Here is a 26171-nt window from a genome sequence, read left to right as displayed (position 1 = left end):
GGCCGTCGTGCGTGCGACAATTCCCGCCCGCTCGACTGACCCTGACCCCGTGAATTTCGAAGAGCTGCAGGCCTTTGTCGGCCGCAACCCCATGCTGTCGCTGGCCCTGGTGGGCCTGACCATCGCCCTGATCGTCACCGAGGTTGCGCGCCTGTTCCGCGGCTACCGCGCACTCAAGCCGGCCGAGTTGACCCGCCTGATCAACAGCGAAGATGCGCTGGTGATCGACCTGTCGCCCGCCGCCGATTTCGAAAAAGGCCATATCGCCGGCAGCCGCAACGTGACGCTGGCCAAGTTCGACCCGGCCAGCAAGCTGCTGGCCAACGCCAAGGCATCGCCGGTGGTGGTGGTCTGCCGTAGCGGCAACACCTCTGCCGGTGCGGCCAAGACGCTGAAGAAAGCCGGCTTCGAGAAGGTCTACTGGCTCGAAGGCGGCATCGCCGCCTGGCAAATGGCCGAGCTGCCTCTGATCAAGGGCCGCTGATCCGCCTTGTGCGGCACCTGGCAAGCCCCCATTGCTTGCATGAGATACTCGTGCTTTCACGTTTGCATCACTCAACGCTGCATCCACCGAACCGTTTCTGGAGTTAGGAATGTCCGACGAAATCCTCAACGGCGCCGCTGCGCCGGCCGACGCCGCCGCTGCTGGTCCCGCCTTCACCATCGAAAAGATTTACGTCAAGGACGTGTCCTTCGAATCGCCCAACGCCCCGGCGGTGTTCAACGACGCCAACCAGCCCGAGCTGCAGTTGAACCTCAACCAGAAGGTGCAGCGCCTCAATGACAACGCGTTCGAAGTGGTGCTGGCCGTGACCCTGACCTGCACCGCCGGTGGCAAGACCGCCTATGTGGCCGAAGTGCAGCAGGCCGGCGTGTTCGGCCTGGTCGGCCTGGAGCCGCAGGCGATCGACGTGCTGCTCGGTACCCAGTGCCCGAACATCCTGTTCCCGTATGTGCGCACCCTGGTCAGCGACCTGATCCAGGCCGGTGGCTTCCCGCCGTTCTACCTGCAGCCGATCAACTTCGAAGCCCTGTACGCCGAGACCCTGCGTCAGCGGTCGCAGGGCGAAGGCACCTCGCTGGCCGATTCCGAGCCGGCCGGCAACGCCTAAGCTGCGGTTGCGCCGATGAGCGATTCGACCCACAAGATCGCCGTTCTCGGCGCCGGTTCCTGGGGCACGGCCCTGGCCGCGCTCCTGGCCAGGCACGGTCACCCGACCGTGCTGTGGGGGCGCGATGCGGCGATGGTGGATGCCATCGACCGCACCCACGAGAACGTGCGTTACCTGCCCGGCATTGCGCTGCCCGACAGTCTGCGCGCCACCACCGACCTGCAGGCGGCCGTCGCCGACGCCGCCTGGATTCTGGCGGTGGTGCCCTCGCATGCCTTCACCGAAACGATCCGGCTGATCGCCCCGTTGCGTCCGGCCAACGCCGGCGTGGCATGGGCGACCAAGGGGTTTGAACCCGGTTCCGGACGCTTCCTGCATGAAGTGGCGCGCGATCTGCTCGGCCCGGCGGTTCCGCTGGCCGTGGTCACCGGGCCATCCTTCGCCAAGGAGGTCACGCTCGGATTGCCGACCGCCATCACCGTGCACGGCGACGATGCTGCGTTCGCGCAGGTCGTGGCCGATGCGATGCATGGCCCCACGTTCCGCGCCTACACCGGCGATGACATGGTGGGTGCCGAACTGGGTGGCGCGATGAAGAACGTGCTGGCCGTGGCCACCGGTGTGGCCGACGGCATGCAGCTTGGTCTCAATGCCCGTGCCGGGCTGATCACGCGAGGTTTGAACGAGATGCTGCGCCTGGCCGCGGTGATCGGTGCCCGCCCGGAAACCCTGATGGGGCTGGCCGGGTTGGGCGATCTTGTGCTCACCTGCACCGGCGATCTGTCGCGCAACCGACGGCTGGGCCTGGCGTTGGGGCGCGGGCAGAGCTTGAACGATGCGATCCGCGAGATCGGCCAGGTAGTCGAGTCGGTGCAGACGGCCGACGAAGTCATGCGCCAGGCCGAGCAGCACGGCATCGAACTGCCGATCTCCAACGCCGTGCGCGCGGTCCTGCATGGCGAGATCACGCCGGAGGCCGGTTTGCAGGGCCTGCTGGCACGCGAGCGCAAGCCCGAGTATCCGCAGACCTTGTTTACCTGAGCGTTCGCATGCCGATGGCGGCAATGTGATTGAAGCAGCCAAAACGCCCGGCATTGCCGGGCGTTTTGGTTGGAGGGGGAGCGTCGTTCGCCGCTGCGTCGAACCCGCAAGGGCAGCAGGAGTGCGCCTTGGCGCAGTACCGCATTGCCTTGGTGGTGATCGCGCATCCATGATGCCTGTGCGCCGAGGTGTTCCCGCACTGCACCTTGCGGTGTCGCCACGATCGTCCTGGCGCATCGATATGGCCGACATGCGACATGCCAGCGGGTGGCCAATCGCTGATCGACCGGCAATGCCAGCGATGGCCGACCGTCGCGCCAAGGCGCACCGCCACCGATCGCCCAAAAGAAAGAAGCCCGGTCGGGGGACCGGGCTTCCGATGCAGCGCGGGAGAGAGAGTCGCGCTGCAGTCAAACGTGCGGCTTACCAGCTGAAGCGCGGGCCGACCGACCATTCCTTGTTGCCGTCGCCATCCATGCGGATGTCGCCGTTGATGCCCCAGTTCTGGTTCAACTTCACCTGGGCGCCAAGGCGGCCGTAGAAGTTGTCGCCGATGTCGATGTCACGCTTCTTGGAGAAATCTTCGTAGCCAGCCAGGGCATAGACTTCGAAGTGTTCGCCGAAGGCGTTACGCAGGCCGGCTTCCACGCTGTAGCCGTCGAAGCTGATGTTCGGGGTGTCCAGGTCCAGCTTGCGGTACGCAACGCGTGCAACGAAGTCGGTGCTGGTGGCGATCTCGTGGTTGTAGCCCACACCCACGCCCCACTGCTGGAAGTCGGAGTTGGAGCTTTCGAACACGTTGTCGTTGTCGTCGGCGTTCTGCTTGCTGTAGTCGCCGAACACGTGGAAGTTCGGAGCGACGGCGTACGAAGCCTTCAGGCCCCAACCGTCTGCATCGCGACCTTCGGTCGGGGTGCGCACGTAGTCGCCTTCGACGAAATTGTAGGAGAGGTTTTCAGCAGCGGAGGCCGCAAACGGCAGGGCTGCAAGAAGGCCGAGGGCCAGCAGAGAAGTCTTCATGATCGAGATACCTGTACTTATGGTTTGGGCCGGCGCTGAGGCGGATGCCGTTCGCTGCCGAGATGTAAATTCTCCGTTATTCGATGGAACGCGACATGAATTCTGGACTGAGCAGTTGATGAATCATCGCGCCAGATTCAGCTGCGCTTTCTTGTGGTGGCTGATCGATGCGCGTAGCGCCCAGGCAAAGCGTGACGTGCTGGTGCTTATGTGACCATGGATCGGCAGAAGGCTGAAAAACCGCCAGAAATGGCAATGTCTGCACGTCATCGGTCCACCAGCACATTGCAGTGACATGGTCGCTGGGAGCATTGCAGTTCGTTGAACCAACAGCGGAGCTGCATCGTGGGCAAGAAGAAGACGTTGGCGCGGTTGCTGGCCGAGACGCTGGAGAGCGCGGGCGTGGAGCGGATCTGGGGCGTGACCGGCGACAGCCTCAATGGGTTGACCGATGCCTTGCGCGAGATGCAGACGATCGAGTGGATGCATGTGCGCCACGAGGAAGTGGCCGCCTTCGCCGCAGGCGCCGAGGCGGCGGTGACGGGCAAACTGGCGGTGTGCGCGGGCAGCTGCGGGCCGGGCAATCTGCATCTGATCAACGGGCTGTTCGATTGCCATCGCAGCCGCCAGCCGGTGCTGGCGATCGCCGCGCATATCCCCTCGTCCGAAATCGGCCTGAGTTACTTTCAGGAAACCCATCCGCAGGAATTGTTCGGCGAGTGCAGCCACTTCGTCGAGCTGGTCACCAACCCGGCGCAGCTGCCGGAAGTGCTGCACCGGGCGATGCGTACGGCCATTCTGAAGCAGGGTGTGGCGGTGGTGGTGATTCCCGGCGATATCGCGTTGCTGGAGGTGGACAAGCACGTGTCCAGCACGTGGCCGGCGCTGCGTGCGCCGCGCGTGCTGCCGGCTGCCGAGGATGTACAGCAGCTGGCCGAGCTGCTGCAGCAGAGCAAGGCGGTCACCCTGTTGTGCGGCAGCGGGTGTGCCGGTGCGCACGACGCGGTCGTGGCGCTGGCCGATACGCTGGGCGCGCCGATCGTGCATGCGCTGCGCGGCAAGGAACATGTGGAGTGGGAAAATCCATTCGATGTGGGCATGACCGGCTTGATCGGTTTCAGCTCCGGCTATCACGCCATGCTCAACTGCGACACCTTGCTCATGTTGGGCACGGATTTTCCGTATCGGCAGTTCTATCCCAAGGATGCCACCGTCGTGCAAGTGGACCGCGACCCGGGCGCGCTGGGGCGGCGCACGCCGCTTCAATTAGGCATTGCGGCGGATGTGGGCGAAACCATCGCGGCCTTGTTGCCGCAGTTGCAGCGCCGGGACGATCGTCGCTTTCTTGAAAAATCGCTGAAGCACTATCGCAGCGCGCGCGACGGACTGGATGACCTGGCAGTGCCCGCCGACCCGGGCGAACCGCTGCATCCGCAGTTCGTCACCCGGCTGATCAGCCAGATCGCAGATCAGGACGCGGTGTTCACCTGCGATGTCGGTACGCCCACCGTGTGGGCAGCGCGTTATCTGCGCATGAATGGCAAGCGCCGGCTGCTCGGGTCCTTCAATCATGGCTCGATGGCCAATGCGATGCCGCAGGCGCTGGGCGCACAGGCGGCGTTTCCCGGGCGTCAGGTGATTTCGCTGTCTGGCGATGGTGGCTTTGCGATGCTGATGGGCGACTTCATCTCGCTGGCGCAACTGAATCTGCCGGTGAAGGTGGTGGTGTTCAACAATGCCTCGCTGGGCTTCGTGGCGATGGAGATGAAGGCGGCCGGTTATCTGGATACCGGCACCGAGTTGCGTAATCCGGACTTTGCCGCAATGAGCAATGCGATGGGCATCCTGGGCATTCGTGTCGATGAGTCCTCGCAGCTGGAGCGCGCGTTGCGGCAGGCATTTGCGCATTCCGGGCCGGCGCTGGTGGATGTGCGTATCGCCAGCCAGGAGCTGGCGGTGCCGCCGGCTATCAAGCTCGAACAGGCCAAGGGCATGGGCCTGTACATGCTCAAGGCGGTGATGAGCGGGCGTGGTGACGAGGTGTTGCAGCTGGTCAAGACCAATCTGCGTTGAGATAGCGGCCGCCCTGCACATTACTGCCTGATCTTCCTGGGGTCGTTCGATGCCTCGTTCGCTGCTGCGGCAATTGCTGTTGATCTGGGCGGTCATCGTGGCCGCCTGTGTGGGCGTGGCCACGATGTTGTACGGCTTGTACCGGCAGACCGAGGGCGTGCGGCTGGAGGAAGCGCGCCAGCAAGTGAGCGCGCAATGCGCGCGCATCGTGCAACGGTATGCCGGGGCGAGCGAGGCGGCGCGCACCGGCGACGATGGAATCGGCCTGGCCGCCGTGGTGGTGCAGCTGGTGTTGGCCGACGCGCCGGGTGTCGAAGGTGGCGTGTGGGACCTGCACCGGGGCTTCATCGCCTACGCGTACCCCACCTACGATGGGAGCGACCACAAGACCGATATTCCCGCGGCCGAATGGACCACCATCGTGGGCACCGCGCAGCAGGCGGTGAAGGACAGGACTGCCGTTCAGTACCGTCGGGCTGGTCGCCGCGAAGTGCTGCTGATCAGCGCCTGTCCGCTGGTGTCGGGCAGTGCGGCATGGACGATGACGCGGGTACCGGCCAGCAAGGCCGATGCCTGGCGCCCGTTGGTCGTCGGCATGCTGTTGATCTTCGCGATGGTGGCGGTCTCGGCGATTGCGCTGGGGGTGGTGGTGCGGCGCTGGAGCCAGCGCTTGCAGCGTATCGAGCAGGCACTGGCGGCCGATGCGCAGACGCCGCACATACCGCCGACCGGCGCGCCGGAGCTGGATCGGCTGGGCGCGGCGGTCAACCAGTACGCACAACGCAACGCACAGGCGCTGGCACAGACGCGCCGCCTGGCCGACGAGCTATCGCGGCATGAACGCCTGGCCGCGCTTGGCCGGATGACGGCCACGGTGGCGCACGAGATCCGCAACCCGATCGCCACGATGCGGCTGGCGGTGGAGAACGAGATCGCCCAGCGCGATGCCACGCCCGACGCGGCCGCCCACGCCGAGATCATGCTGGCGCAGATCCAACGCCTGGATGGAGTGGTCGAGAGCCTGCTCGGCATGGTGCAGCCGATCCGTCTGCAACTGGAGACGGTGGACGTGCAGGCCTGGTTGGGTGCGCTGCTGGCCCCGGACCTGTTGCCACCGGACATGCCACCGCCCCGCCTGCAGGTGCCGGCGGCGCCGCTGCGCTGGACACTGGATCGGCAGCAACTCGGGCGCGCGGTGCACAACCTGTTGCGCAATGCCGTACAGCACGCCGAGCCGGGCAGCGAGGTGACGCTGCAGGCGGCAGAAGCCGATGGCGTGCTGCAGCTGCGGGTCTCCAACCGTGGCGCGGCGATCGCCGAGCCGATCGCCGCGCAGCTGTTCGAGCCGTTCGTCAGCGGGCGCAGCGACGGCAACGGGCTCGGGCTGGCGCTGGTGCGCGAGATCGTGCGCGCGCACGGCGGGCAGGTGCGCTACGCACACACCGACGGGCTGACCGATTTCATCGTGGAGCTGCCATGGCGCGCATCCTGATCATCGACGACGATGCGGCGTTCCGCACGACCTTGCAGGCCACCTTGCGCTCGCTCGGCCACACCGTGGTCGCCGCCGACAATGGGCCGGACGGGCTGGCGCGACTGAGCGAAGGCGGTATCGACATGGCGTTCGTGGATTTCCGCATGCCCGGCATGGATGGCATCGAGGTCCTGCGTGCGCGCCTGGGCGATGCACAGGCGCGCCAGGTGCCGCTGGTGATGCTCACCGCGCATGCGTCCAGCGGCAACACCATCGAGGCGATGACGCTGGGCGCCTTCGACCATCTGGTCAAGCCGGTGGGGCGCGCGGACATCGTCGAGGTGGTACAGCGCGCGCTGCTGAGCCGTGCGCACGACACGGCAGCCGAGATCGATGAGACGCGCGAGCCGGCCGAGGAAGACGATGCCCTGGTCGGGCACAGCCCGGCGATGCGCACCGTGCACAAGCGCATCGGGCTGGCGGCCGCCTCCGACCTGCCGGTACTGATCACCGGCGAAACCGGTACCGGCAAGGAGTTGGCCGCGCGTGCGCTGCATCGCGCCAGTGCGCGTGCCAATGCGCCGTTCGTTGCGGTCAATTGCGCGGCCATCCCGCTGGAGTTGATGGAAAGCGAGTTGTTCGGCCACCGCAAGGGCGCGTTCTCCGGCGCCGGCAGCGACCGGCGCGGGCTGATTCGCGAAGCCGACGGTGGCACGTTATTCCTCGATGAAATCGGCGACATGCCGCTGCCGATGCAGGCCAAGCTGCTGCGCTTCCTGCAGGAGGGCGAGGTGACGCCGTTGGGGGGCAGTGGCCCGCAGAAGGTGGACGTGCGGGTGTTGGCCGCCACCCACCGCGATCTGGCGGCCTGCGTGGCCTACGGGCGGTTTCGCAGCGACCTGCGCTATCGCCTGAACGTGGTGCCGATCGAACTGCCGCCGTTGCGCGAGCGGGGCCAGGACATCCTGCTGCTGGCGCGGCACTTCCTGCGCGGCGGCACGAGGCGGGGGCAGGGGATGTCGTCGGCGGCGCAGGAACGGCTGCTGGCGCACCGCTGGCCGGGCAACGTGCGCGAGTTGCGCAATGTCATGCAGCGCAGCCAGGTGCTGGTGCGCGGTACCAGCATCGATGCGCCCGACCTGGACGAGGCGCTGGCCGACGCCGGCGAACCATCGCCACCGTCGACCCCGGCGCCGGTCGGGAGCCTGCCCGAGGCGGTGGCGCGCCTGGAGCGGGAGATGATCCAGGCGGCGCTGGCACAGAGCCTGGGCAACCGGGCCGAGGCGGCGCGGCGGCTGGGCATCCACCGGCAGCTGTTGTATCGCAAGCTGGAGGAATACGGGTTGTGACGCCTGCGCACGCTCCTCCATCGGTCCAGGGGTGTCCCCAAAACGGACAAGGTGGATGAAATCAAGACGTCTGCGTTCGCTGACTTGTGCGGAAATTTCCTTATAAAACAGTCAATTACCGGTTGGCACGATTGCTGCTTTGGTATTGGCACGCGGCCCCTTTCCGCCGCGCCGGAGACATCCCATGATGCGTCAGACCGTTCTTGCACTCGCCCTGGCCTGCACCATCGGCGCCGCTGCCGCCCAGGTTGGTGCGCCACCCCCGCCGCCGCCGGCTCCCAACGACCCGATTGGTGGCCCGCCAGCCCCACCAGCCCCGCCGCCCCCCGTCGCCGCCGCGCCGGTAAGCGTGAGCGGCAGCGTCGAGCGCTTCATGCTCAATCCCAATGGCGATATCGACGGCCTGTGGCTGCGCGATGGCACCCAGGTGGGTTTTCCGCCGCACCTGTCCAGCGAGGTGAAGACTGCCGTACGTGCCGGCGACAGCGTCGTGGTGCAGGGCTTCCGGCTGGGTAACTTGCCAGTGCTGCAGGCCAGCTCGATCCGCTCCAGCCGCAGCGGCCGCGAAGTGGTCGATCGCCCGCCTACCTTCGGCGCGCCGCCACCGCCGCCGCCGACTCCCGGCCAACTGACGCCGCTGCGGTCCGACGGCACCATCCAGCGCCTGGTGTACGGGCCTGCCGGCGAGGTCCATGGCGCGCTGGTCAGCGATGGCACCGTGGTCCGGATGCCGCCGCACCTGGCGCTGCAGTTCACCGACCTGCTGCGCGTGGGCGCGCCGCTGAGCGCCAACGGTTTCGGTGTGGCCACCGCGGACGGCCGCGCCATCGAGGCCACCCAGCTGGGGCGTGACCGCGCCTCGCTGCGCGCGTTGTTCACCACGCCGCGTCCGGACGGCCCGCTGCCGCCGCCTGGCGCTCCGGTGCCGCCGGCCGGTCGCTGAGCCGGCAGGTTCCTCGTTCGTAACTCCGCTGGCTACGCACCTGCGCGGCCAGCGGTTCGACCGGCCGTGCCGGTCGCTTTTTTCGGAGTCCTCCATGCATTGGGTCGATCTTGATTTCCTTCCCGAAACCCGCGGCACCCTGGCGCGTTTCCTGCTCAATCCCAAGGCCGATATCGATGGCCTGCTGCTGACCGACGGCACCGAGGTACACACCCCGCCGCACCTGTCGGCGGCCCTGCTCAAGGCGCTCAAGCCGGGCAGCGCATTGACCGTGCGTGGCCTCAAGCCGCGCGATGTCGACATGCTGGTGGCGCTGGCGATCGACCCGCAGGGTGGCAAGCGTATCGTCGATGAGGGCCCGCACGGGCCGCATGCCAAACCCACGCCCAAGCCGCCGGCCGGCAAGCCGCCCAAGCCGCAGCTCACCCAGCACGCCGGCACCATCGCGCGGCTGTTGCACGGCTCGCACGGGCAGGTGCATGGCGTGTTGCTCGACGACGAGGTGACGGTGCGGTTTCCGCCGCACGCCGGCGCGCAGTTCGCCAGGCAATTGGTGGTCGGCAAACCGTTGGTTGCCGAAGGCGATACCAAGGCAACCCCGCACGGCCTGCTGATCCATGCCCATGCCTTGGGCGGCAAGGCGGCGACGCTGAAGCAAATCGCGCATCCGCCGCACGGCCCTGCACACAAACCCAAGCCCAAGCATTAGGAGCCGGACATGCAGCCACCGTGTTCCGTCGAGAGGGTTGCCCTCCGGTCTGTCACGCACGCCGGCCTGTGTGCCGGCGTTGCATCGCATGGCCGAGCACTGCCATGCCGATGACCAAGGCCAGGCCGCGCGGTACGCGCGCACTGGAAGCGCTGCATTTCAGCGTGGCCGATGTGCAGGACGGGCTGGGGCCGTTTCTCAGCGTGTTTTTGCAGTCCAGGGGATGGTCGGTGGCGGCGATCGGCACGGTGATGAGCGTGGGTGGCATCGCCGGCATGCTCGCCACCACGCCGGCCGGCGCGCTGGTCGATGCCACCCGGCGCAAGCGCGCGGTGGTGGTGATCGGCTGCGTGGCGATCCTGCTGGCCACCGCGCTGATCTGGCTGCGGCCCACCTCATCCGGTGTGGTCGCCGCACAGATCGCCTCGGCGCTTGCGGCGGCCGGCATCGGCCCGGCATTGACCGGGATCACCCTGGGGTTGGTGCACGCGCGCGGCTTCGACCATCAGCTGGCACGCAACCAGGTCGCCAACCATACCGGCAACATGCTGGCCGCGGTGCTGGCCGGATGGTTGGGGTGGCGCTACGGGTTTGGCGCGGTGTTTGCGCTGACCGCGGTGTTCGGTGTGCTGGCACTGGCGGCAGTGCTGGCGATTCCGGCCGATGCCATCGATCACCGTGCCGCACGTGGCCTGCGCCATGCCGACGGCGCAGACACGCTGGGCGGCTGGCGGGTCTTGCTGACCTGCCGCCCGTTGGCGCTGCTGGCCGTCACGCTGGGGCTGTTCCATCTCGGCAACGCCGCGATGCTGCCGCTGTACGGCATGGCGATCGTGGCGGCGCACGCCGGCGACCCGAGCGCGCTGACCGCCACCACGATTGTGGTGGCGCAGGCCACGATGGTGGTAGTGGCCTTGCTGGCGATGCGCTGGATCCGGGTGCACGGGCACTGGTGGGTGCTGTTGGTTGCCTTCCTGGCCTTGCCGCTGCGCGCGCTGGTGGCCGCCTCGGTGATCCATGGCTTGGGCGTGTTCCCGGTACAGGTGCTCGATGGTCTGGGCGCCGGGCTGCAGAGCGTGGTGGTGCCGGCCCTGGTGGCGCGCCTGCTGCAAGGCACCGGCAGGGTCAATGTCGGCCAGGGTGCGGTGATGACGGTGCAGGGGATTGGCGCAGCACTGAGCCCAGCGTTCGGTGGCTGGCTGGCGCATGCCTTCGGGTATCGCATCGCGTTCCTGACCCTGGGCGCGATCGCGTTGCTGGCGGTGGCGCTATGGGCCGGCTGCCGCGGCATGGTGCAGGCGGCCACCGGTCTGCAGCCGGCAGCGTGATGCGCGCGTGCGCTCACGCAGGGCGCAACGCTGGAGGAAGGTGCGCGGCGGCCAGCGCTTGTTCAAGGCGATGCGACGCCAACGCTGGCCAGCGTCGATCCGGTGCTGGCGGCGACAGACAACAAGCATGCATTCGCGCAGGAAACTCGCGAAGGGCCAGGAAATGCTGAGACATGCAGGGGCAACATTGCGGGTGCCCTTGCACGCGTGGTCTGCAATGGTCGGCGCAGCATGCGCGGTACATTGGAAACGGCGCGGGGGCGTAATGGATGCCGATGCCAGCCGCTGCGTGCTGGTCGCTGTTGCCGCGTGTGGTTACTGACCGCCGGCAAAGTTCCATTGCCGCCAGGCTTCGAACACCATCACCGCCACGGTGTTGGACAGGTTCAAACTGCGGTTGTCCGGGCGCATCGGCAGCCGTAGCCGCTGCTGCGGCGGGATCGACTCCAGCACCTCGGCCGGCAGGCCGCGGGTTTCCGGGCCGAACAGGAACGCATCGCCATCGGCAAATTGCGGGGTGTCGTAACGCACGGTGCTGCGCGTGCTCAGCGCAAAGACGCGCCGGGGCGCGATGGCCGCCAGGGCCGTCGGCAGATCGGCATGCACCTTGAGCGGCGCATATTCGTGATAGTCCAGGCCGGCGCGCTTGAGCTGCTTGTCGCTGAGGTCGAAGCCCAACGGCTCGATCAGGTGCAGGCGCGCGCCGGTATTGGCGCACAAGCGGATCACATTGCCCGTGTTGGGCGGAATTTCCGGTTGAAACAGGATGACATCGAGGACAGGTGTTGGCATGCGCGCAAGTGTAGCCGCGCGCGTGCTCAGAGGCTGATGGCGGCGCCGACCAGTGCTTCCAGTTCGGCCGGCGAGGGCTGCAGCTGCGGCACCGGCAGGTTGACGATGACCTGGCCCATCAGCGCGCCGATCGCGGCAGCAGCCTGGCTGGAGGCGGCCTGGGCGGTCGCTGCGCTGCTGCGCACGACCAGTTCGGCACGCTGTTCGGCCGAGGGGCGCACCTGCACGGCGGCCAGGGTGCGGATGTCGCTGTTGCGTTCCAGCGTCTGCTGGGCGATCTGGTCGGCAGCCGGGCGCACCTGCACGGTGTCCAGCGTGGTGACGGTGGCGGCCTGGGCGAAACCGGCCAGGGAGGTACCGGCAAGCAGGGCGGCGGAGAGGGCGATGCGCAGGGTCTGAGCGTTCATGGCGGGGTCTCTTGGTGTGGGTGATCAGTGGTGTGGTAGTAAGGTAGTACACCGTTTCGGTAGGCGCAAGAACTTTCGCGTTTCTTTTCCCGACATTCAGTAGAAATTCATTTTTCAGCCGATGGCGCGGTTGCCCGATAACCGAAGCAAACGGCGTGCCAGCTTTATGTATTTGTTTTCAATGAGTTTCTTGAGAGGCGATGGTGTCCGTGTCCGGACACCCGGACGCGGCGTCCGGCAACCGATGGCGCCACGGTGGTGGCGCGCGAAGCAGGCCGGCGTGTTCGAACGTGCTGAATGCGGCTTACGGCCTGCGCCCGGCCGCGCGCTTGGCGACCGGGCAACTGCGGCACAATCCGGTTTTGCCCTCAGGTGTGACGACTTATGCGCGTGCTGATGCTGTCTGTTCTGCTTGCCACCACCGCTGCGGCATGCACCTGGGTGCCGATCGAGCAGAGCGGCAAAGGCGTGCAGGTGCTGCCCGCAGGGCCGGTCCCGGCAGGCTGCCAGCAGCAGGGCGAGGTGGTGGTGTCGGTCAAGAGCAAGGTCGGCTTCTACAACCGCAACCCCCTGCGCGTGCAGGAAGAACTGGAAACGCTGGCGCGCAACGAGGCCCCGGGCGCCAATGCCAATGCGGTCCAGGCGCAGGGTCAGCCGGCCGACGGAAGCCAGCGCTTCACCGCTTTCCGCTGCCCGCCGCGCTGAACCGTTGGGCTGGGGCGGGGGCGATTCAATTGTAAAGATGCGGTAAAACCGGCCAGCAGCTAGACTAGCGCCCCCTCGCCTGACGCCATGGCGCTACTTCGATGCTCTTCCAGAATGTCTCCATCGCGGGACTGGCGCACATTGATGCGCCGCACACGCTGACTTCCAAGGAAATCAACGAGCGCCTGCAACCGACCTACGACCGTCTCGGGATCAAGACCGACGTGTTGGGCGACGTTGCCGGCATCCATGCACGGCGGCTGTGGGATCAGGATGTCCAGGCCTCCGACGCCGCCACCCAGGCCGCGCGCAAGGCGCTGGTCGATGCCGGGATCGGGATCGAGAAGATCGGCCTGCTGGTCAACACCTCGGTCAGCCGCGACTACCTGGAGCCGTCCACGGCCTCCATCGTGTCCGGCAACCTGGGCGTGGGCGACCACTGCATGACGTTCGATGTCGCCAACGCCTGCCTGGCCTTTATCAACGGCATGGACATCGCCGCGCGCATGCTCGAGCGCGGGGAGATCGACTACGCGCTGGTCGTCGATGGCGAGACCGCCAACCTGGTCTATGAAAAGACCCTGGAGCGCATGACTTCGCCGGACGTCACCGAAGAGGAGTTCCGCAACGAGCTGGCCGCGTTGACCCTGGGCTGCGGCGCCGCCGCCATGGTGATGGCGCGCTCGGAGCTGGTGCCGGACGCACCGCGCTACAAGGGCGGGGTGACCCGCTCGGCCACCGAGTGGAACAAGCTGTGCCGGGGCAACCTGGACCGCATGGTCACCGACACCCGCCTGCTGCTGATCGAAGGCATCAAGCTGGCGCAGAAGACCTTCCTGGCCGCCAAGCAGGTGCTGGGCTGGGCGGTGGACGAGGTGGACCAGTTCGTCATCCACCAGGTCAGCCGCCCGCACACCGCCTCGTTCGTGAAGTCGTTCGGCATCGACCCGGCCAAGGTCATGACCATCTTCGGCGAGCACGGCAACATCGGGCCGGCCTCGGTGCCGATCGTGTTGAGCAAGCTCAAGGAGCTGGGCCGCCTGAAGAAGGGCGACCGTATCGCCCTGATGGGGATTGGTTCTGGACTGAACTGCTCGATGGCGGAAGTGGTTTGGTAAATGCTGTGGGGACGTGTTAAAAAAAATGGATTTTTAGAACTCGTCTCTGCATCATGTTCGTTCCCGCAACATGAGCAGGTGACATGGACGACACATCCGCTTTCGATCCGACCAAGCCCCACAATGCGCTTCCGCCGCTGCCGCCGGCGGGAGACATCGAAACCCGCAGCCTGCTCAAGGCTTGCATTGTTGCCCGCACCGCCCTGGCCGAGTTGAAACAAGCCACGGCGTTGTTGCCTAACCCAGCGGTGTTGATCAACACGATTCCGGTCCTGGAAGCGCAAGCAAGTTCGGAGATCGAAAACATCGTCACGACCACTGACGATTTATTTCGGTACGCAGACGATCAGGAGCGCGCCCAAAATCCCGCGACCAAAGAAGCACTGCGTTACCGCAGTGCGCTGCACGAAGGATTTCAATCGCTTCAGCAGCGGCCGCTATGTACTGACACTGCAGTAGTGGTATGCAGCCGCATCAAGGCGGTGCAAATGCAGATTCGTCGGGTACCGGGTACTGCGCTGGCCAACGACCAGATTCAGCAGATCATCTATACCCCGCCGGTGGGCGAAACGCTGCTGCGCGACAAACTCGCGAACTGGGAGCGCTTCATCCACGACCACACCGAGGTTGATCCCCTGATCCGGATGGCAGTGGCGCATTACCAATTCGAAGCAATCCACCCATTTACCGATGGCAACGGTCGCACCGGGCGAGTATTGAATCTGCTGATGCTGATCGAACAGGGGTTGCTCGATGTTCCGGTGCTGTATCTGTCGCGCTACATCCTCCGCCACCGCAGCGATTACTACCGCCTGCTGCTGGACGTGACGCGGCATGGGCACTGGGCCGAGTGGATTGATTACATGCTTGCTGCCGTCGCGGAGACCGCTGCCTGGACAACTGCGAAAATTCAGGCGATCCGCGGCCTGGAGGCACAGGCGCGCGATCACGTTCGCCTTCTTGCACCCAGGGCATATAGCCGCGAGCTTGTCGATGTGATTTTCAATCAACCCTATTGCCGCATTCAGAACGTGGTGGATGCGCTCAGGGTGACGCGTCAGACAGCAGCGCGTCATCTCAAGGAGTTGGTGGATATCGGCGTGCTCAAGGAGCAGCGCTTGGGCAAGGAGAAGTTGTTCCTGCATCCTGCCTTCCTGCAATTACTCTCTGCCGACAGTCATCAACTGCCGCCTTACCGAGCAAGCCCGCAAGAAGCACAATGATCTCTACGATTCCTGCAGATGTATGCCAATCGCTGCCGTTTGATGTGGAGGGACACGTGATCGCTGCAGGAGTCTTTATCCGCATCGCCCGGGCCAACGCCAGCGCGATCTGGCTCTTCTCGAAATAAATCGGATCCTTTTGGCATGAACTACCCCGGCTATCCCTTCACCCCCAAGCGCCTTGAGGTGCGTCCCGGCATTGCGATGTCGTACCTGGACGAAGGCCCGCGCGATGGCGAGGTGGCGTCTGCAGAGGTGATTGTCATGCTGCACGGCAATCCGTCGTGGAGCTATCTGTGGCGACATCTGGTGAGCGGCTTGTCCGATCGCTACCGCTGCATCGTGCCCGACCACATCGGCATGGGCCTGTCCGACAAGCCCGACGATGCGCCTGACGCGCAGCCGCGTTACGACTACACCCTGCAATCGCGCGTGGACGACCTGGACACGCTGTTGCGGCACCTGGGCATCACCGGCCCGATCACGTTGGCGGTGCACGACTGGGGCGGCATGATCGGCTTCGGTTGGGCGTTGTCGCACCATGCGCAGGTCAAGCGGCTGGTGATCACCAACACGGCGGCCTTTCCGCTGCCGCCGGAAAAGCCGATGCCCTGGCAGATCGCGATGGGACGCCATTGGCGGCCGGGCGAATGGTTCATCCGCACCTTCAACGCGTTCTCGTCCGGCGCCTCCTGGCTGGGCGTGTCGCGACGCATGCCATCGGCCGTGCGCCGCGCCTACGTGGCGCCGTACAACAGCTGGCGCAATCGCATTTCCACCATCCGCTTCATGCAGGACATCCCGCTGTCGCCGGCCGACAAGGGCTGGTCGTTGCTGGAACGCTCGGCGCAGGCATTGCCCTCGTTCGCCGACCGCCCTGCGTTCATTGCCTGGGGCCTGCGCGACATCTGCTTCGACAAGCACTTTCTGGACGGTTTCCGCCGTGCGCTGCCGCAGGCCGAGGTCACCGCGTTCGACGATGCCAATCACTACGTGCTGGAAGACAAGCACGAGGTGCTGGTGCCGGCGATCCGGGCGTTCCTTGAGCGCAATTCGTTGTAATTTATCAAAGTGATTGAAAGTTTTATCTAAGTGGATACAAGATGACAGTCATAGGCCGACTGCTCTGATCGAGCACACCTGGAGAGAATAGTGCTTATTTCGAGACTTAAGCTAAAGAATTGGCGAAACTTCCGTGAGGCGGACGTTGGCCTTTCTTCGCGCGCATTTTTAATTGGTGCAAACGCTTCGGGAAAATCTAATCTCTTAGACGTTTTCCGATTTTTAAGAACGATTGCGCAAGTTGAAGGTGGCGGACTGCAAAAAGCACTCAAGGAGCGCGGTTTTATGTCTAAGCTGCGCAGTCTCCATGCAAGACGGGACCCGGAAGTTAGTATCGAAGTCGAATTGCTGGAGTCACTTGATCCTGAAGCGAAGCGTTGGACCTACGTGCTTGCATTCAAGGCGGAGGGCAAAGGAGCACAGAGAGTATTCATTACAAAAGAAGTGGTCACGTGTAATGATCGGGAAATAATTCTACGCCCAGATTCTAACGATCTATCCGATGAGGTGCGTTTAACGCAAACGCACATGGAACAAATCAACAACAACGCAAAGTTTCGCGAACTTGCCGAATTCTTTGGATCTACTACATATCTTCATCTGGTTCCTCAACTTTTGAAATTTGGGGAGGAAATAAGTGGCAGAATGGTAGAAAGTGATCCTTTCGGCCAAGGACTGCTGCAACGGATAGCCAGAACCCCTCAAAAAACGCAAACTGCTCGTTTGAAGCGTATTGCTGAGGCGTTGAAGGTGGCAGTTCCTCAGTTCTCGCAACTGCAATTCAGAAAAGATGAGGTTACGGGTGCCCCGCATTTGGAAGCGCGCTTCGATCATTGGCGTGTCAATGGCGCTTGGCAGCGCGAAGAACAGTTTTCTGATGGGACGCTACGTCTAATTGGGTTACTTTGGGCATTGCAAGAGGGCGACGGCATGCTTCTTCTAGAAGAGCCAGAGCTATCACTGAATGATGCGATTGTTGAATATATCCCGCTGATGATCGACAGAGTTCTGCGTAGTCGAAAAAAAGCTGCTCGCCAAGTAATTGTAACTACCCATAGCGATAACTTAATAGCAGCAGTCAGTGATCCCGGCTGGGTACTTCTCCTTGAACTCGGCGAGAATGGCACTACTATACGAGAGCCTAATGCCGAAGAATTTGTGGCTATGGAAAATGGATTGAACCCAGCCGAGGTGTTATTACCTAAGACAAGGCCGGAACGCATTGAGCAGATGGGCCTGTTCTGATGGGAGGAATGTACATAATAGGCGAAGACGCTCTTGCTTGCGCATTGGGTGTCAAGCTAGTCACGGACGTTGCTAAGCGGGTTCCCACGGTGCCTGTTATAAACACGCATGGCGTTACAAAGTTGCAAGCTGCATTAAAGAGATACTTAGGACTTACAAATATATCTCCGGTTTTGTGTATCGCTGACACAGATGGAAGGTGCGTAGTTGATATAATCCGGCGCTGGACTCCTCGTGGAATTCCTTCCGGATTTTTATTGAGGTTTGCTGTCAGGGAGGCAGAAAGCTGGTTATTAGCAGATGCTGAAGCGTTTGCGGAGTTCCTTCGCGTTCCTCAATCGCAGATACCGAGATTGCCCGATGAGGTAGATAATCCAAAGCAAATAATCATAAATCTGGCATCACGATCATCCAAGCGCTTACTTCGGCAAGAAATGGTTTCCAATCGAGACAGTTCCAAACCCGGGGTGGGGTATAACATGCATCTCTGCGACTTCGCAGCTCAGCATTGGCGACCACTAGAGGCTGCAAAAGTGTCTCCGAGCCTTTCACGAACAATAGATAGGCTTGGCAGCTTAGTAGCTTAAACCTTAGCCGCTACGCCTCCGGTAATGCGTTGCGCTGCGCGTCGTCCACACCGACCCAGTCGGCTTCGGTCAACGCATGCAGGCCATGCGCCAGGCGCGATTTGTCGCACTGCGCGCTGCGCTGGCCGAATTCCAGCGAGGCCGGCACGGCTGCGCAGGAGGACGGGCGGCGGTCGTGGATGCTGCAGCGGCTGTAGCGGCCGATGTCGGCATCCAGCGCGATACAGCGCGGCTGCGACTGCGAGGTGCCGCGCATCACCCGTTCGTGGGTGCGTAGCGCATCGGTCAATTCGATCGGCACCCTGCCGCCCAGCGCGGGATCGGCTTCGCTCCAGTGGAAACTGACGCGGAAATAGGCGCAGCAGGCGCCGCAGGTAAGGCAGGGATGTGCCATGGCATGCCGGGCCTTGCGCGGCAAAACAAACGTGGAGAGCGCGGCATTCTGACCGAATTGCGCGCTGACACAAGGGGCGCCTGCGTGGCCCCATTAGCGGTTCATTGGGCGGCGGCGTGGCAAGGGCCTGCCTGCCGAGGGCAGGACCAGAACGGGGTTCGGCTGGGCCGCCATCCGCGGCGGCGGTCGGGCAGCGCCGATCTGCCGCTTGCCCTGCGACACCGCGCCGCCTTGCCGCGTTCGCCAGCAGTGTGGACGGCGACATGCTCTGCAATGGTGCCATCGTCGTTGCAGCATCGCTGATTGCAGCACGTGGCCAGCCCGGAGCGACGCACACGCCGTGCGCCGAGCGCCTGCTCCCATGGGTGCGCATGGAGAGCGTGCAAATGAATTACCGATGTCCAACGACACGCCCTGCTTGCGCAGCTGCGGTCACGTGTTGGGGTAGCCGAGAGCCGTGCGACGCGTCTACATCCAGGCCTCGTGCATGAGTACCGCCACGCTCCTGGCATGCCAGCGACGTCCCTACCTGTGGTGCGGCTTGCCCGTCGCACAGGGCGATCGCCCAAGCGCAGGCAGAAAAGGCTGTGCAAGTTCTTCGTACGCAGGCCCGTAACTGCCGCGTTATCCGCGATAATCACGTGATGACCAGTCCCTGCAATATCGCGGCCACGCTGCCGCAGCTGGCGCGCGAGCGCCCCGACCAGATCGCCATCCGTTGCCCGGGGCGCCGCGGCGCCAACGGGTTTGCGGCCTACGATGTGACCTTGAGCTATGCCGAACTGGACGCGCGCAGCGATGCGATTGCGGCCGGGCTGGCGGTGCACGGCATCGGCCGCGGCATGCGCACGGTGGTGATGGTGCGGCCGTCGCCGGAGTTCTTCCTGCTGATGTTCGCGTTGTTCAAGGCCGGTGCGGTACCGGTGCTGGTGGACCCGGGTATCGACAAGCGCGCGCTCAAGCAATGCCTGGATGAAGCGCAGCCGCAGGCCTTCATCGGCATTGCGCTGGCGCAGCTGGCGCGGCGATTGTTGCGCTGGGCGCGGTCCGCGCAGCGGATCGTCACCGTCGGCGGCCGTTACGGCTGGGGCGGGGTGACCCTGGCGCGGGTGGAGCGCGATGGGGCTGGCGCCGCGGCGCAGCTGGCCGAGACCGCGGCCGATGATGTGGCGGCGATCCTGTTCACCAGCGGCTCGACCGGCGTGCCCAAGGGCGTGGTGTACCGGCACCGGCATTTCGTCGGACAGATCGAATTGCTGCGCAACGCCTTCGGCATGCAGCCTGGCGGCGTGGATCTGCCGACCTTTCCGCCGTTCGCCTTGTTCGACCCGGCGCTGGGGCTGACCTCGGTGATTCCGGACATGGATCCGACCCGCCCGGCCACGGCCGACCCGCGCAAGTTGCACGACGCAATCGCACGCTTCGGTGTGACCCAGCTGTTCGGCTCGCCGGCGCTGATGCGCGTACTCGCGGACTACGGACAGCCGCTGCCCAACGTGCGCCTGGCCACCTCCGCTGGTGCGCCCGTGCCGCCGGATGTGGTGGCGAAGATCCGCGCGCTGCTGCCTGCCGATGCGCAATTCTGGACGCCATACGGTGCGACCGAATGCCTGCCGGTGGCGGCGATCGAGGGCCGCACCCTGGATGCCACGCGTGCGGCCACCGAGGCCGGTGCCGGCACCTGTGTCGGCCAGGTGGTCGCGCCCAACCAGGTGCGCATCATCGCCATCGACGATGCGCCGATCGCCGAGTGGAGCCGCGCACGCGTCCTGGCGGCGGGCGAGGTGGGCGAGATCACCGTCGCCGGGCCCACTGCCACCGATACCTATTTCAACCGCGATGCGGCCACCCGTATCGCCAAGATTCGCGAGCGCTGCAGCGACGGCAGCGAGCGGGTCGTGCATCGCATGGGCGATGTCGGCTATTTCGATGCGCAAGGCCAATTGTGGTTCTGCGGCCGCAAGACCCACCGCGTGGAAACCGCCACCGGTCCGCTGTACACCGAACAGGTGGAGCCGGTGTTCAACGTGCACCCACAGGTGCGTCGCACCGCCTTGGTCGGCGTCGGTGCGGTTGGACAACAGCAGCCGGTGCTGTGCGTGGAGTTGCAGCCGGGCGTGCCGGCCTCGGCATTTGCGCAGGTGGAAACCGCCTTGCGCTCGCTGGGCGCGGCGCAGGCGCACACCGCCGGCATCACGCGCTTCCTGCGCCATCCGGGCTTTCCGGTGGATATCCGCCACAACGCCAAGATCGGCCGCGAGACCTTGGCGGTGTGGGCGGCGCAACAGCGTGGATAACGGTCTGCAGCAAACCCACTGGCGGCGTGTCGGCGGGCCATTCGCCAAGGCGATGGCGGCCGGCTATGGTGTGCTCCCTCCAATGAACGGTATGGCGCGATGAAGGTATTGGTGACTGGCGGTGGCGGCTTCCTGGGCCAGGCGCTGTGCCGCGGCCTGCGTGCGCGCGGGCATGAGGTGGTGAGCTTCCAGCGTGGCGATTACCCGGTATTGCAGACGCTGGGCGTGGGCCAGATCCGCGGCGATCTGGCCGACCCACAGGCAGTGCGGCATGCATTCGCCGGTATCGATGCGGTGTTCCACAACGCGGCCAAGGCCGGTGCGTGGGGCAGCTACGACAGCTACCACCAGGCCAACGTAGTGGGCACGCAGAACGTGCTCGATGCCTGCCGCGCCAACGGCGTGCCGCGGTTGATCTACACCTCCACGCCCAGCGTCACCCATCGCGCCACCAACCCGGTGGAAGGACTGGGCGCCGACGAAGTGCCGTATGGGCAAGACCTGCGCGCCGCGTATGCCGCCACCAAGGCGATCGCCGAACGCGCGGTGCTGGCGGCCAACGACGCGCAGCTGGCGACGGTGGCATTGCGCCCGCGCCTGATCTGGGGGCCGGGCGACAATCATCTGCTGCCGCGTCTGGCGGCGCGCGCACGTGCCGGGCGGTTACGCATGGTGGGTGATGGCAGCAATCTGGTGGACAGCACCTACATCGACAACGCTGCGCAGGCCCACTTCGATGCGTTCGAACATCTTGCGCCGGGCGCGGCTTGCGCCGGCAAGGCGTACTTCATTTCCAACGGCGAGCCGCTGCCGATGCGCGAGTTGCTCAACCGCCTGCTGGCTGCGGTGGACGCGCCGGCGGTGACGCGTTCGCTGTCGTTCAAGACCGCCTACCGGATCGGCGCGGTATGCGAGACCTTGTGGCCATTGTTGCGTCTGCCAGGCGAAGTGCCGCTGACACGATTTCTGGTAGAGCAACTGTGCACGCCGCACTGGTACAGCATGGAGCCGGCGCGCCGCGACTTCGGTTATGTACCGCGCATCAGCATCGAAGAGGGACTCAACCGCTTGCGATCCTCATCTTCCAACGACATTGCCATCACCCGATAAAGACCGCTGCATCCACAAGATACGTCTGCGCCGATTCGGCACGACAACTTTTGGAATCATTGCCATGCTGCATTACGCCATCATCTTCTTCGTCATCGCCATCATCGCCGCTGTGCTGGGCTTCAGCGGCATCGCCGGTGCGGCGACCAACATCGCCTGGATCCTGTTCGTGGTGTTCCTGATCCTGGCAGTGATCTCGATGTTCCGTCGCGGCAAGGTATAACGCCTCACGCACGCTACGTCCCGGCAGCGGCGCTGCCGATCGGCGCGCGATGGCCCGCTTCCGCAAGGAGGCGGGCCATCTGCGTTATGGCGCTCCGCCAAGCCTGGATGCGCGCTACAGGCGTTTTCCACAGAGCGCGCCCGCTTCGCCGCCCGCCAGCGATGCCTCGCCGATGGCGATACGTCCAAGCTGCCGATCAGAGCGAGCGATGTGGGATTGGGCCGCACACGCTTCACCTCGCACACTGCGCGCGGTTGCTGCTTGGCGCACGTCACGGATGAGAGCGTCCTACGGCCGGATCGCCAGGCGCCGCTGCGCATGCGCGTGCCTCACGATCCGGTCGACATGGACCAAGTGCGCAAGCGTTCGGCCAGCCAGCCGAAGTTGGCACCGGCCACAGCAGGCTTGAGACGTCGATACCATGGTCGTGCCTTCGTACCTGGCACGCTGCGGCAGCGGCAGGCAGACCGCCGTCAAGCGGCTGCGACATGCGGTGGCGGTAGAATGCCGCCATGCCCGGATCATTCTTCGACTCATTCAAGCCCCTCGCCGGCCAGGCCCTGCAGGCAGCGCTCAACCGCGCGCTGGCACTGGACCCGGATACCCGCGACGCCCTGCTGCCGCTGGAAGGCCAGCGCATCGCGCTGACCCTGGACGTGCCCGCCCTGGCGCTGCAGATCCGCGTGCACGAACGTCGGCTGCTGGTGGGGCCGGTGGACCCGGCGCAGGAACCGGACCTGGCGGTGCGCAGCAGCCTGGCCGGCCTGCTTGGGCAATTGCCGTTGCTGGCCAATGCGCGCCGCAGCGGTGCGCCGGCGGGGCGGCTCAAGGTCTCCGGCGATGCGGAGCTGGCGCGTCAGCTGCAGCAGCTGGCCGGGCGCTTCGATCCGGATTGGCAGCTGCCGTTCGTGGCGGTGTTCGGCGAAATCCTGGGCGTGCAGATCGCCGGCGCGGTGCGTGCCGCCTTGCAGCAGGTACGGCGCAGCGCGGTGGATCTGGCGCACAGCGCGGCCGAATTCGTCACCGAAGAATCGCGCGATGTGGTGCCGCGTGCCGAGCTTGAGGCCTTCCACGATGACGTGGACGAGTTGCGCGACGCTGTCGAACGCCTGGCTGCACGCGTCGCCCGCCTGCGCGCCGCCGGAGGCGCGGCATGAAGGCGATCCTGCGGGCCAGCCGCATCGGCCGGGTGATCCTGCGCTACCGGTTGGATGCCTTGCTCGAAGGCACCCCGGCCGAGCGCTGGTTGCGCCTGGCCAAACCGTTCGTGCCGCGTGCCAGCGCCGAAATCGCCGCGCAATCGCGCGGTGCGCGGCTGCGGCTGGCCTTGCAGGAGCTTGGGCCGATCTTCGTCAAGTTCGGGCAGATCCTGTCGACCCGGCGCGACCTGATTCCGGCCGACGTGGCCGAAGAACTCACCTTGCTGCAGGACCGGGTCAAGCCGTTCGACGGCGAGGCCGCCCGACTGATCGTCGAAGCTGCGCTGGGCCTGCCGGTCAGCGTGGCGTTCGCTTCCTTCGACACCGTGCCGCTGGCATCTGCCTCCATCGCGCAGGTGCATGCGGCCACGCTGCCGCCCGACGCCAACGGCGTGCGCCGCGCGGTGGTGGTCAAGGTGCTGCGCCCGGACATCGAGCGCCAGATCGATGCCGATATCGCGCTGCTGCACTCGCTGGCCACGCTGGTCGAACGCACCCACCCGCGCGCCGAGAAGATCCGCCCGCGTGAAGTGGTGGCCGAGATCGAAGGCACCCTGGCCGCTGAACTGGACCTGCAGCGCGAAGGCGCCAACGCCAGCGTGCTGCGCCGGTTCTGGGAAGGCTCGGACGATCTGTACGTGCCGGAAGTGATCTGGTCGCACACCGCCGAGCGCGCGCTCACGCTGGAGCGCGTGTACGGCATTCCCTCCGACGACATCGCCAAGCTCGATGCGGCCGGCATCGATCGCAAGGCGCTGGCGGCCAAGGGCGTGCGCGTGTTCTACACCCAGGTGTTCCGCGACAACTTCTTCCACGCCGATGCGCACGCCGGCAACATCTGGGTCGATGCGGACCCGGAGCGCCGCCTCAATCCGCGCTTCATCGCGCTGGATTTCGGCATCATGGGCCAGCTCTCGCAGGAAGATCAGTACTACCTGGCCGAGAACTTCATGGCGATCTTCCACAAGGATTACCGCCGCATGGCCGAGCTGCACGTGGAAGCGGGCTGGATGCCCTCGAACGTGCGCATCGACGAGCTGGAAGCGGCCGCGCGCTCGGTGTGCGAGCCGTACTTCACTCGGCCGCTGTCGGAAATCTCGCTGGCGCAGGTATTGATCAAGCTGTTCCGCGTGGCGCAGCGCTACGAGCTGACCTTGCAGCCGCAGCTGATCCTGCTGCAGAAGACCTTGCTCAACATCGAAGGGGTGGGCCGCCAGCTCGACCCCAAGCTGGACATCTGGGCGGTGGCGCGTCCGGTGCTCGAACGCATCCTGCGCGAGCGCTACAGCCCGCGCCGCGTGCTCGGCGAGCTGGGCAAACGGCTACCGGAGATCATGACCCATGCGCCGGACATGCCGCGCCTGGTGCACAGCTGGCTGAAACAGCAGGTGGAAGGCCGCCATCAGCTGGAGATCCGCTCCACCGAACTGCGCGCGCTGGAACTGAGTCTGCGCAAGCTGCAGACCCGCGTGGTCACCGCCATCACCGGCAGCGGGCTGTTGGTGGTCGCCGCGGTGCTGTACGGCCTGCATCCGGACGGCTGGTACCTGGGCACGGTGCCGGTGTGGAGCTGGATCAGCGGCGGCGCCGGCTCGGCCGCATTGCTGGTGGCCTGGCTGCGCCGCTAGGCGGCGCATTGCTGCCCATGCGGTGTGCGGCGCCAGTGCGCTGCCGGAGAGCGGCATGCGCAAGCGCGGGGCAGTGCCGACGCAGTGGCACGCGGTGTCAGCGATGCGGATAATCCGCCGGTGAGCACATCCCCCAAGCACCTGCAGATTCTCTACCAGGACGAGGTCCTGGCCGTCGTCGACAAACCCGCGGGCCTGATGGTCCACGACAGCAAACTGGCGCGCGGGGAGGACGACTTCCTGGCCGACCGCCTGCGCGAACAGCTGGGCCGGCCGATCTTCCTGGTGCACCGGCTCGACCGCGCTACCAGCGGCTGCCTGCTGCTGGCCTTCGACCGCGACAGCGCCAGTGCGCTGGGCAAGGCGCTGATGGCCGGCGAGGTGGACAAGTACTACCTGACCGTATGCCGCGGCTGGCCGGCCGAGGCGCAGTTCGTCGTCGACCACGACCTGGATGGCGGCCCGGGCAAACCGGTGAAAAAGCCGGCGGTGACCCATTTCCAACGTCTTGCCACCGGTGAGCTGGACATCCCGTCCACCGGGTTTGCCACTTCGCGCTATGCGTTGCTGCGCTGCCAGCCACAGACCGGCCGCTTCCGGCAGATCCGCCGCCACATGAAGCACCTGTCGCATCACATGATCGGCGACACCAGCCATGGCGATGGCCGCCACAACCGCAGCTTCCGCATGCTCGGCATCCACCGCATGCTGCTGCATGCCGAACGCCTGGAATTTCCGCACCCGGCCGACGGCAGGCGTATCAGCGTCACCGCACCGCTGGATGTGGAATTTTCCAAGGCGTGTGCGTTGTTCGGGTGGGAGATGGCGGGGTTGGGGGTCATGCAGCCTGCGTGATGTGGCGTGCCTGGTTCGGAGATCGAGACGTCCACTCAGTCCGCTGGACATCCGCGCAAGCGTCCCTCACCCCAACCCCTCTCCCGCGAGCGGGAGAGGGGCTCAAGCACGCGGGCGGGGGAGGGGCTCAAGCACGCGAGCGGGATAGGGGCTCAAGCGCGCGAGCGGGAGAGGAGCTCGAGCGCGCGGGCGGGAGAGCAACTGTCTTGATCAACCGGCGGCGTCAGCCGCCAGTTGATCTCGCATCTTGGCGTTGAGGATGACCAGCAGCTTGCGC

At 65.3% G+C, this 26171-nt stretch carries 24 protein-coding genes; 20 read left to right on the top strand and 4 right to left on the bottom strand.

Annotation, left to right across the window (positions count from 1 at the left end; genetic code table 11):
* Window positions 1-49 precede the first annotated feature (49 nt).
* The 3 genes from XcodCFBP4690_RS12120 to XcodCFBP4690_RS12110 all read left to right on the top strand — a co-directional run bounded on the left by XcodCFBP4690_RS12120 (window position 50) and on the right by XcodCFBP4690_RS12110 (window position 2153).
* Window positions 50-484, top strand: a complete 435-nt coding sequence (locus XcodCFBP4690_RS12120) for a rhodanese-like domain-containing protein (protein ID WP_104541176.1) — start codon at window positions 50-52, stop codon at window positions 482-484.
* 109 nt (window positions 485-593) lie between these two features.
* Window positions 594-1112: a protein-export chaperone SecB gene (gene secB, locus XcodCFBP4690_RS12115; protein ID WP_104541175.1), complete on the top strand. Its 519-nt coding sequence runs from the start codon at window positions 594-596 to the stop codon at window positions 1110-1112.
* A gap of 15 nt (window positions 1113-1127) precedes the next feature.
* Window positions 1128-2153 (top strand): NAD(P)H-dependent glycerol-3-phosphate dehydrogenase, encoded by a 1026-nt coding sequence (locus tag XcodCFBP4690_RS12110; RefSeq protein WP_104541174.1) that lies wholly within the window; start codon window positions 1128-1130, stop codon window positions 2151-2153.
* Between the two features lie 423 nt (window positions 2154-2576).
* On the opposite strand, the gene XcodCFBP4690_RS12105 is transcribed toward XcodCFBP4690_RS12110, so the two are convergent.
* Entirely contained in the window at window positions 2577-3173 is a 597-nt protein-coding gene (locus XcodCFBP4690_RS12105) for an OmpO family porin (protein ID WP_104541173.1), read from the bottom strand.
* Window positions 3174-3536: 363 nt separating this feature from the next.
* Between XcodCFBP4690_RS12105 and poxB the strand changes: the two genes are divergently transcribed.
* The 6 genes from poxB (at window position 3537) to XcodCFBP4690_RS12070 (ending at window position 11049) form a co-directional block, all read left to right on the top strand.
* Window positions 3537-5246 (top strand): ubiquinone-dependent pyruvate dehydrogenase, encoded by a 1710-nt coding sequence (poxB, locus tag XcodCFBP4690_RS12095; RefSeq protein ID WP_208622738.1) that lies wholly within the window; start codon window positions 3537-3539, stop codon window positions 5244-5246.
* A gap of 49 nt (window positions 5247-5295) precedes the next feature.
* Window positions 5296-6738 carry a sensor histidine kinase gene (locus XcodCFBP4690_RS12090; protein ID WP_104541171.1) on the top strand — a complete coding sequence of 481 codons (1443 nt, stop codon included), beginning with the start codon at window positions 5296-5298 and terminating at the stop codon, window positions 6736-6738.
* On the top strand, window positions 6723-8069 hold the full coding sequence (locus XcodCFBP4690_RS12085) for a sigma-54-dependent transcriptional regulator (protein WP_104541170.1): 1347 nt from the start codon (window positions 6723-6725) through the stop codon (window positions 8067-8069). Before XcodCFBP4690_RS12090 ends, XcodCFBP4690_RS12085 begins: the two co-directional genes overlap by 16 nt.
* 184 nt (window positions 8070-8253) lie before the next feature.
* Window positions 8254-9012 (top strand): hypothetical protein, encoded by a 759-nt coding sequence (locus XcodCFBP4690_RS12080; RefSeq protein ID WP_104541169.1) that lies wholly within the window; start codon window positions 8254-8256, stop codon window positions 9010-9012.
* Window positions 9013-9106: 94 nt separating this feature from the next.
* On the top strand, window positions 9107-9721 hold the full coding sequence (locus tag XcodCFBP4690_RS12075) for a hypothetical protein (RefSeq protein ID WP_104541168.1): 615 nt from the start codon (window positions 9107-9109) through the stop codon (window positions 9719-9721).
* Between the two features lie 104 nt (window positions 9722-9825).
* Entirely contained in the window at window positions 9826-11049 is a 1224-nt protein-coding gene (locus XcodCFBP4690_RS12070; RefSeq protein ID WP_104541167.1) for an MFS transporter, read from the top strand.
* Between the two features lie 315 nt (window positions 11050-11364).
* Here the strand turns inward: XcodCFBP4690_RS12070 and XcodCFBP4690_RS12065 are convergent, their stop codons facing one another.
* Window positions 11365-11841: a tRNA (cytidine(34)-2'-O)-methyltransferase gene (locus XcodCFBP4690_RS12065; RefSeq protein WP_104541166.1), complete on the bottom strand. Its 477-nt coding sequence runs from the start codon at window positions 11839-11841 to the stop codon at window positions 11365-11367.
* Window positions 11842-11867: 26 nt separating this feature from the next.
* Complete coding sequence (locus XcodCFBP4690_RS12060) at window positions 11868-12248, bottom strand: hypothetical protein (RefSeq protein WP_104541165.1); 381 nt, start codon at window positions 12246-12248, stop codon at window positions 11868-11870.
* A 384-nt stretch (window positions 12249-12632) separates the two neighbouring features.
* Between XcodCFBP4690_RS12060 and XcodCFBP4690_RS12055 the strand changes: the two genes are divergently transcribed.
* The 5 genes from XcodCFBP4690_RS12055 to XcodCFBP4690_RS12035 all read left to right on the top strand — a co-directional run bounded on the left by XcodCFBP4690_RS12055 (window position 12633) and on the right by XcodCFBP4690_RS12035 (window position 17601).
* A complete protein-coding gene (locus XcodCFBP4690_RS12055; protein WP_104541164.1) occupies window positions 12633-12953 on the top strand; it encodes a DUF4156 domain-containing protein in 321 nt (106 codons plus the stop codon).
* 101 nt (window positions 12954-13054) lie between these two features.
* Window positions 13055-14071, top strand: coding sequence for a 3-oxoacyl-ACP synthase III (locus XcodCFBP4690_RS12050; protein WP_104541163.1), 1017 nt, complete (start codon window positions 13055-13057; stop codon window positions 14069-14071).
* 83 nt (window positions 14072-14154) lie between these two features.
* On the top strand, window positions 14155-15294 hold the full coding sequence (gene fic, locus XcodCFBP4690_RS12045) for a protein adenylyltransferase Fic (RefSeq protein WP_104541162.1): 1140 nt from the start codon (window positions 14155-14157) through the stop codon (window positions 15292-15294).
* 144 nt (window positions 15295-15438) lie between these two features.
* Window positions 15439-16356, top strand: coding sequence for an alpha/beta fold hydrolase (locus tag XcodCFBP4690_RS12040; protein WP_104541161.1), 918 nt, complete (start codon window positions 15439-15441; stop codon window positions 16354-16356).
* A gap of 90 nt (window positions 16357-16446) precedes the next feature.
* On the top strand, window positions 16447-17601 hold the full coding sequence (locus XcodCFBP4690_RS12035; RefSeq protein ID WP_104541160.1) for an AAA family ATPase: 1155 nt from the start codon (window positions 16447-16449) through the stop codon (window positions 17599-17601).
* Window positions 17602-18198: 597 nt separating this feature from the next.
* Here XcodCFBP4690_RS12035 and XcodCFBP4690_RS12030 read toward each other — a convergent pair.
* Entirely contained in the window at window positions 18199-18582 is a 384-nt protein-coding gene (locus XcodCFBP4690_RS12030) for a YkgJ family cysteine cluster protein (protein WP_104541240.1), read from the bottom strand.
* Window positions 18583-19226: 644 nt separating this feature from the next.
* Between XcodCFBP4690_RS12030 and oleC the strand changes: the two genes are divergently transcribed.
* From oleC to XcodCFBP4690_RS12000, 6 genes are all read left to right on the top strand, one after another.
* Window positions 19227-20879 (top strand): olefin beta-lactone synthetase, encoded by a 1653-nt coding sequence (gene oleC, locus XcodCFBP4690_RS12025; protein WP_104541159.1) that lies wholly within the window; start codon window positions 19227-19229, stop codon window positions 20877-20879.
* Between the two features lie 99 nt (window positions 20880-20978).
* Window positions 20979-21989: a 2-alkyl-3-oxoalkanoate reductase gene (oleD, locus tag XcodCFBP4690_RS12020; RefSeq protein WP_104541158.1), complete on the top strand. Its 1011-nt coding sequence runs from the start codon at window positions 20979-20981 to the stop codon at window positions 21987-21989.
* A 64-nt stretch (window positions 21990-22053) separates the two neighbouring features.
* Window positions 22054-22212: a DUF1328 domain-containing protein gene (locus tag XcodCFBP4690_RS12015; RefSeq protein WP_003468167.1), complete on the top strand. Its 159-nt coding sequence runs from the start codon at window positions 22054-22056 to the stop codon at window positions 22210-22212.
* 512 nt (window positions 22213-22724) lie between these two features.
* Entirely contained in the window at window positions 22725-23369 is a 645-nt protein-coding gene (locus XcodCFBP4690_RS12010; protein WP_104541157.1) for a ubiquinone biosynthesis accessory factor UbiJ, read from the top strand.
* Window positions 23366-25039: a ubiquinone biosynthesis regulatory protein kinase UbiB gene (gene ubiB, locus XcodCFBP4690_RS12005; protein WP_104541156.1), complete on the top strand. Its 1674-nt coding sequence runs from the start codon at window positions 23366-23368 to the stop codon at window positions 25037-25039. The genes XcodCFBP4690_RS12010 and ubiB overlap by 4 nt, the downstream gene beginning before the upstream one ends.
* Before the next feature lie 84 nt (window positions 25040-25123).
* Entirely contained in the window at window positions 25124-25894 is a 771-nt protein-coding gene (locus XcodCFBP4690_RS12000; RefSeq protein WP_146091887.1) for a pseudouridine synthase, read from the top strand.
* Window positions 25895-26171 lie beyond the last annotated feature (277 nt).

Origin of the sequence: Xanthomonas codiaei (genome assembly GCF_002939785.1) — a bacterium.
Classification (GTDB): domain Bacteria; phylum Pseudomonadota; class Gammaproteobacteria; order Xanthomonadales; family Xanthomonadaceae; genus Xanthomonas; species Xanthomonas codiaei.
The sequence above is the reverse complement of the archived record's forward strand: the minus strand, read 5'-3'. Positions and strand labels throughout refer to the sequence as shown.

Coding starts and splice junctions, on each gene's coding strand:
- secB (WP_104541175.1), top strand. CDS start 594: ATGTCCGACGAAATCCTCAACGGCGCCGCTGCGCCGGCCGACGCCGCC.
- XcodCFBP4690_RS12110 (WP_104541174.1), top strand. CDS start 1,128: ATGAGCGATTCGACCCACAAGATCGCCGTTCTCGGCGCCGGTTCCTGG.
- XcodCFBP4690_RS12105 (WP_104541173.1), bottom strand. CDS start 3,173: ATGAAGACTTCTCTGCTGGCCCTCGGCCTTCTTGCAGCCCTGCCGTTT.
- XcodCFBP4690_RS12090 (WP_104541171.1), top strand. CDS start 5,296: ATGCCTCGTTCGCTGCTGCGGCAATTGCTGTTGATCTGGGCGGTCATC.
- XcodCFBP4690_RS12085 (WP_104541170.1), top strand. CDS start 6,723: ATGGCGCGCATCCTGATCATCGACGACGATGCGGCGTTCCGCACGACC.
- XcodCFBP4690_RS12080 (WP_104541169.1), top strand. CDS start 8,254: ATGATGCGTCAGACCGTTCTTGCACTCGCCCTGGCCTGCACCATCGGC.
- XcodCFBP4690_RS12075 (WP_104541168.1), top strand. CDS start 9,107: ATGCATTGGGTCGATCTTGATTTCCTTCCCGAAACCCGCGGCACCCTG.
- XcodCFBP4690_RS12070 (WP_104541167.1), top strand. CDS start 9,826: ATGCCGATGACCAAGGCCAGGCCGCGCGGTACGCGCGCACTGGAAGCG.
- XcodCFBP4690_RS12065 (WP_104541166.1), bottom strand. CDS start 11,841: ATGCCAACACCTGTCCTCGATGTCATCCTGTTTCAACCGGAAATTCCG.
- XcodCFBP4690_RS12060 (WP_104541165.1), bottom strand. CDS start 12,248: ATGAACGCTCAGACCCTGCGCATCGCCCTCTCCGCCGCCCTGCTTGCC.
- XcodCFBP4690_RS12055 (WP_104541164.1), top strand. CDS start 12,633: ATGCGCGTGCTGATGCTGTCTGTTCTGCTTGCCACCACCGCTGCGGCA.
- XcodCFBP4690_RS12050 (WP_104541163.1), top strand. CDS start 13,055: ATGCTCTTCCAGAATGTCTCCATCGCGGGACTGGCGCACATTGATGCG.
- fic (WP_104541162.1), top strand. CDS start 14,155: ATGGACGACACATCCGCTTTCGATCCGACCAAGCCCCACAATGCGCTT.
- XcodCFBP4690_RS12040 (WP_104541161.1), top strand. CDS start 15,439: ATGAACTACCCCGGCTATCCCTTCACCCCCAAGCGCCTTGAGGTGCGT.
- XcodCFBP4690_RS12030 (WP_104541240.1), bottom strand. CDS start 18,582: ATGGCACATCCCTGCCTTACCTGCGGCGCCTGCTGCGCCTATTTCCGC.
- oleC (WP_104541159.1), top strand. CDS start 19,227: ATGACCAGTCCCTGCAATATCGCGGCCACGCTGCCGCAGCTGGCGCGC.
- oleD (WP_104541158.1), top strand. CDS start 20,979: ATGAAGGTATTGGTGACTGGCGGTGGCGGCTTCCTGGGCCAGGCGCTG.
- XcodCFBP4690_RS12015 (WP_003468167.1), top strand. CDS start 22,054: ATGCTGCATTACGCCATCATCTTCTTCGTCATCGCCATCATCGCCGCT.
- XcodCFBP4690_RS12010 (WP_104541157.1), top strand. CDS start 22,725: ATGCCCGGATCATTCTTCGACTCATTCAAGCCCCTCGCCGGCCAGGCC.
- ubiB (WP_104541156.1), top strand. CDS start 23,366: ATGAAGGCGATCCTGCGGGCCAGCCGCATCGGCCGGGTGATCCTGCGC.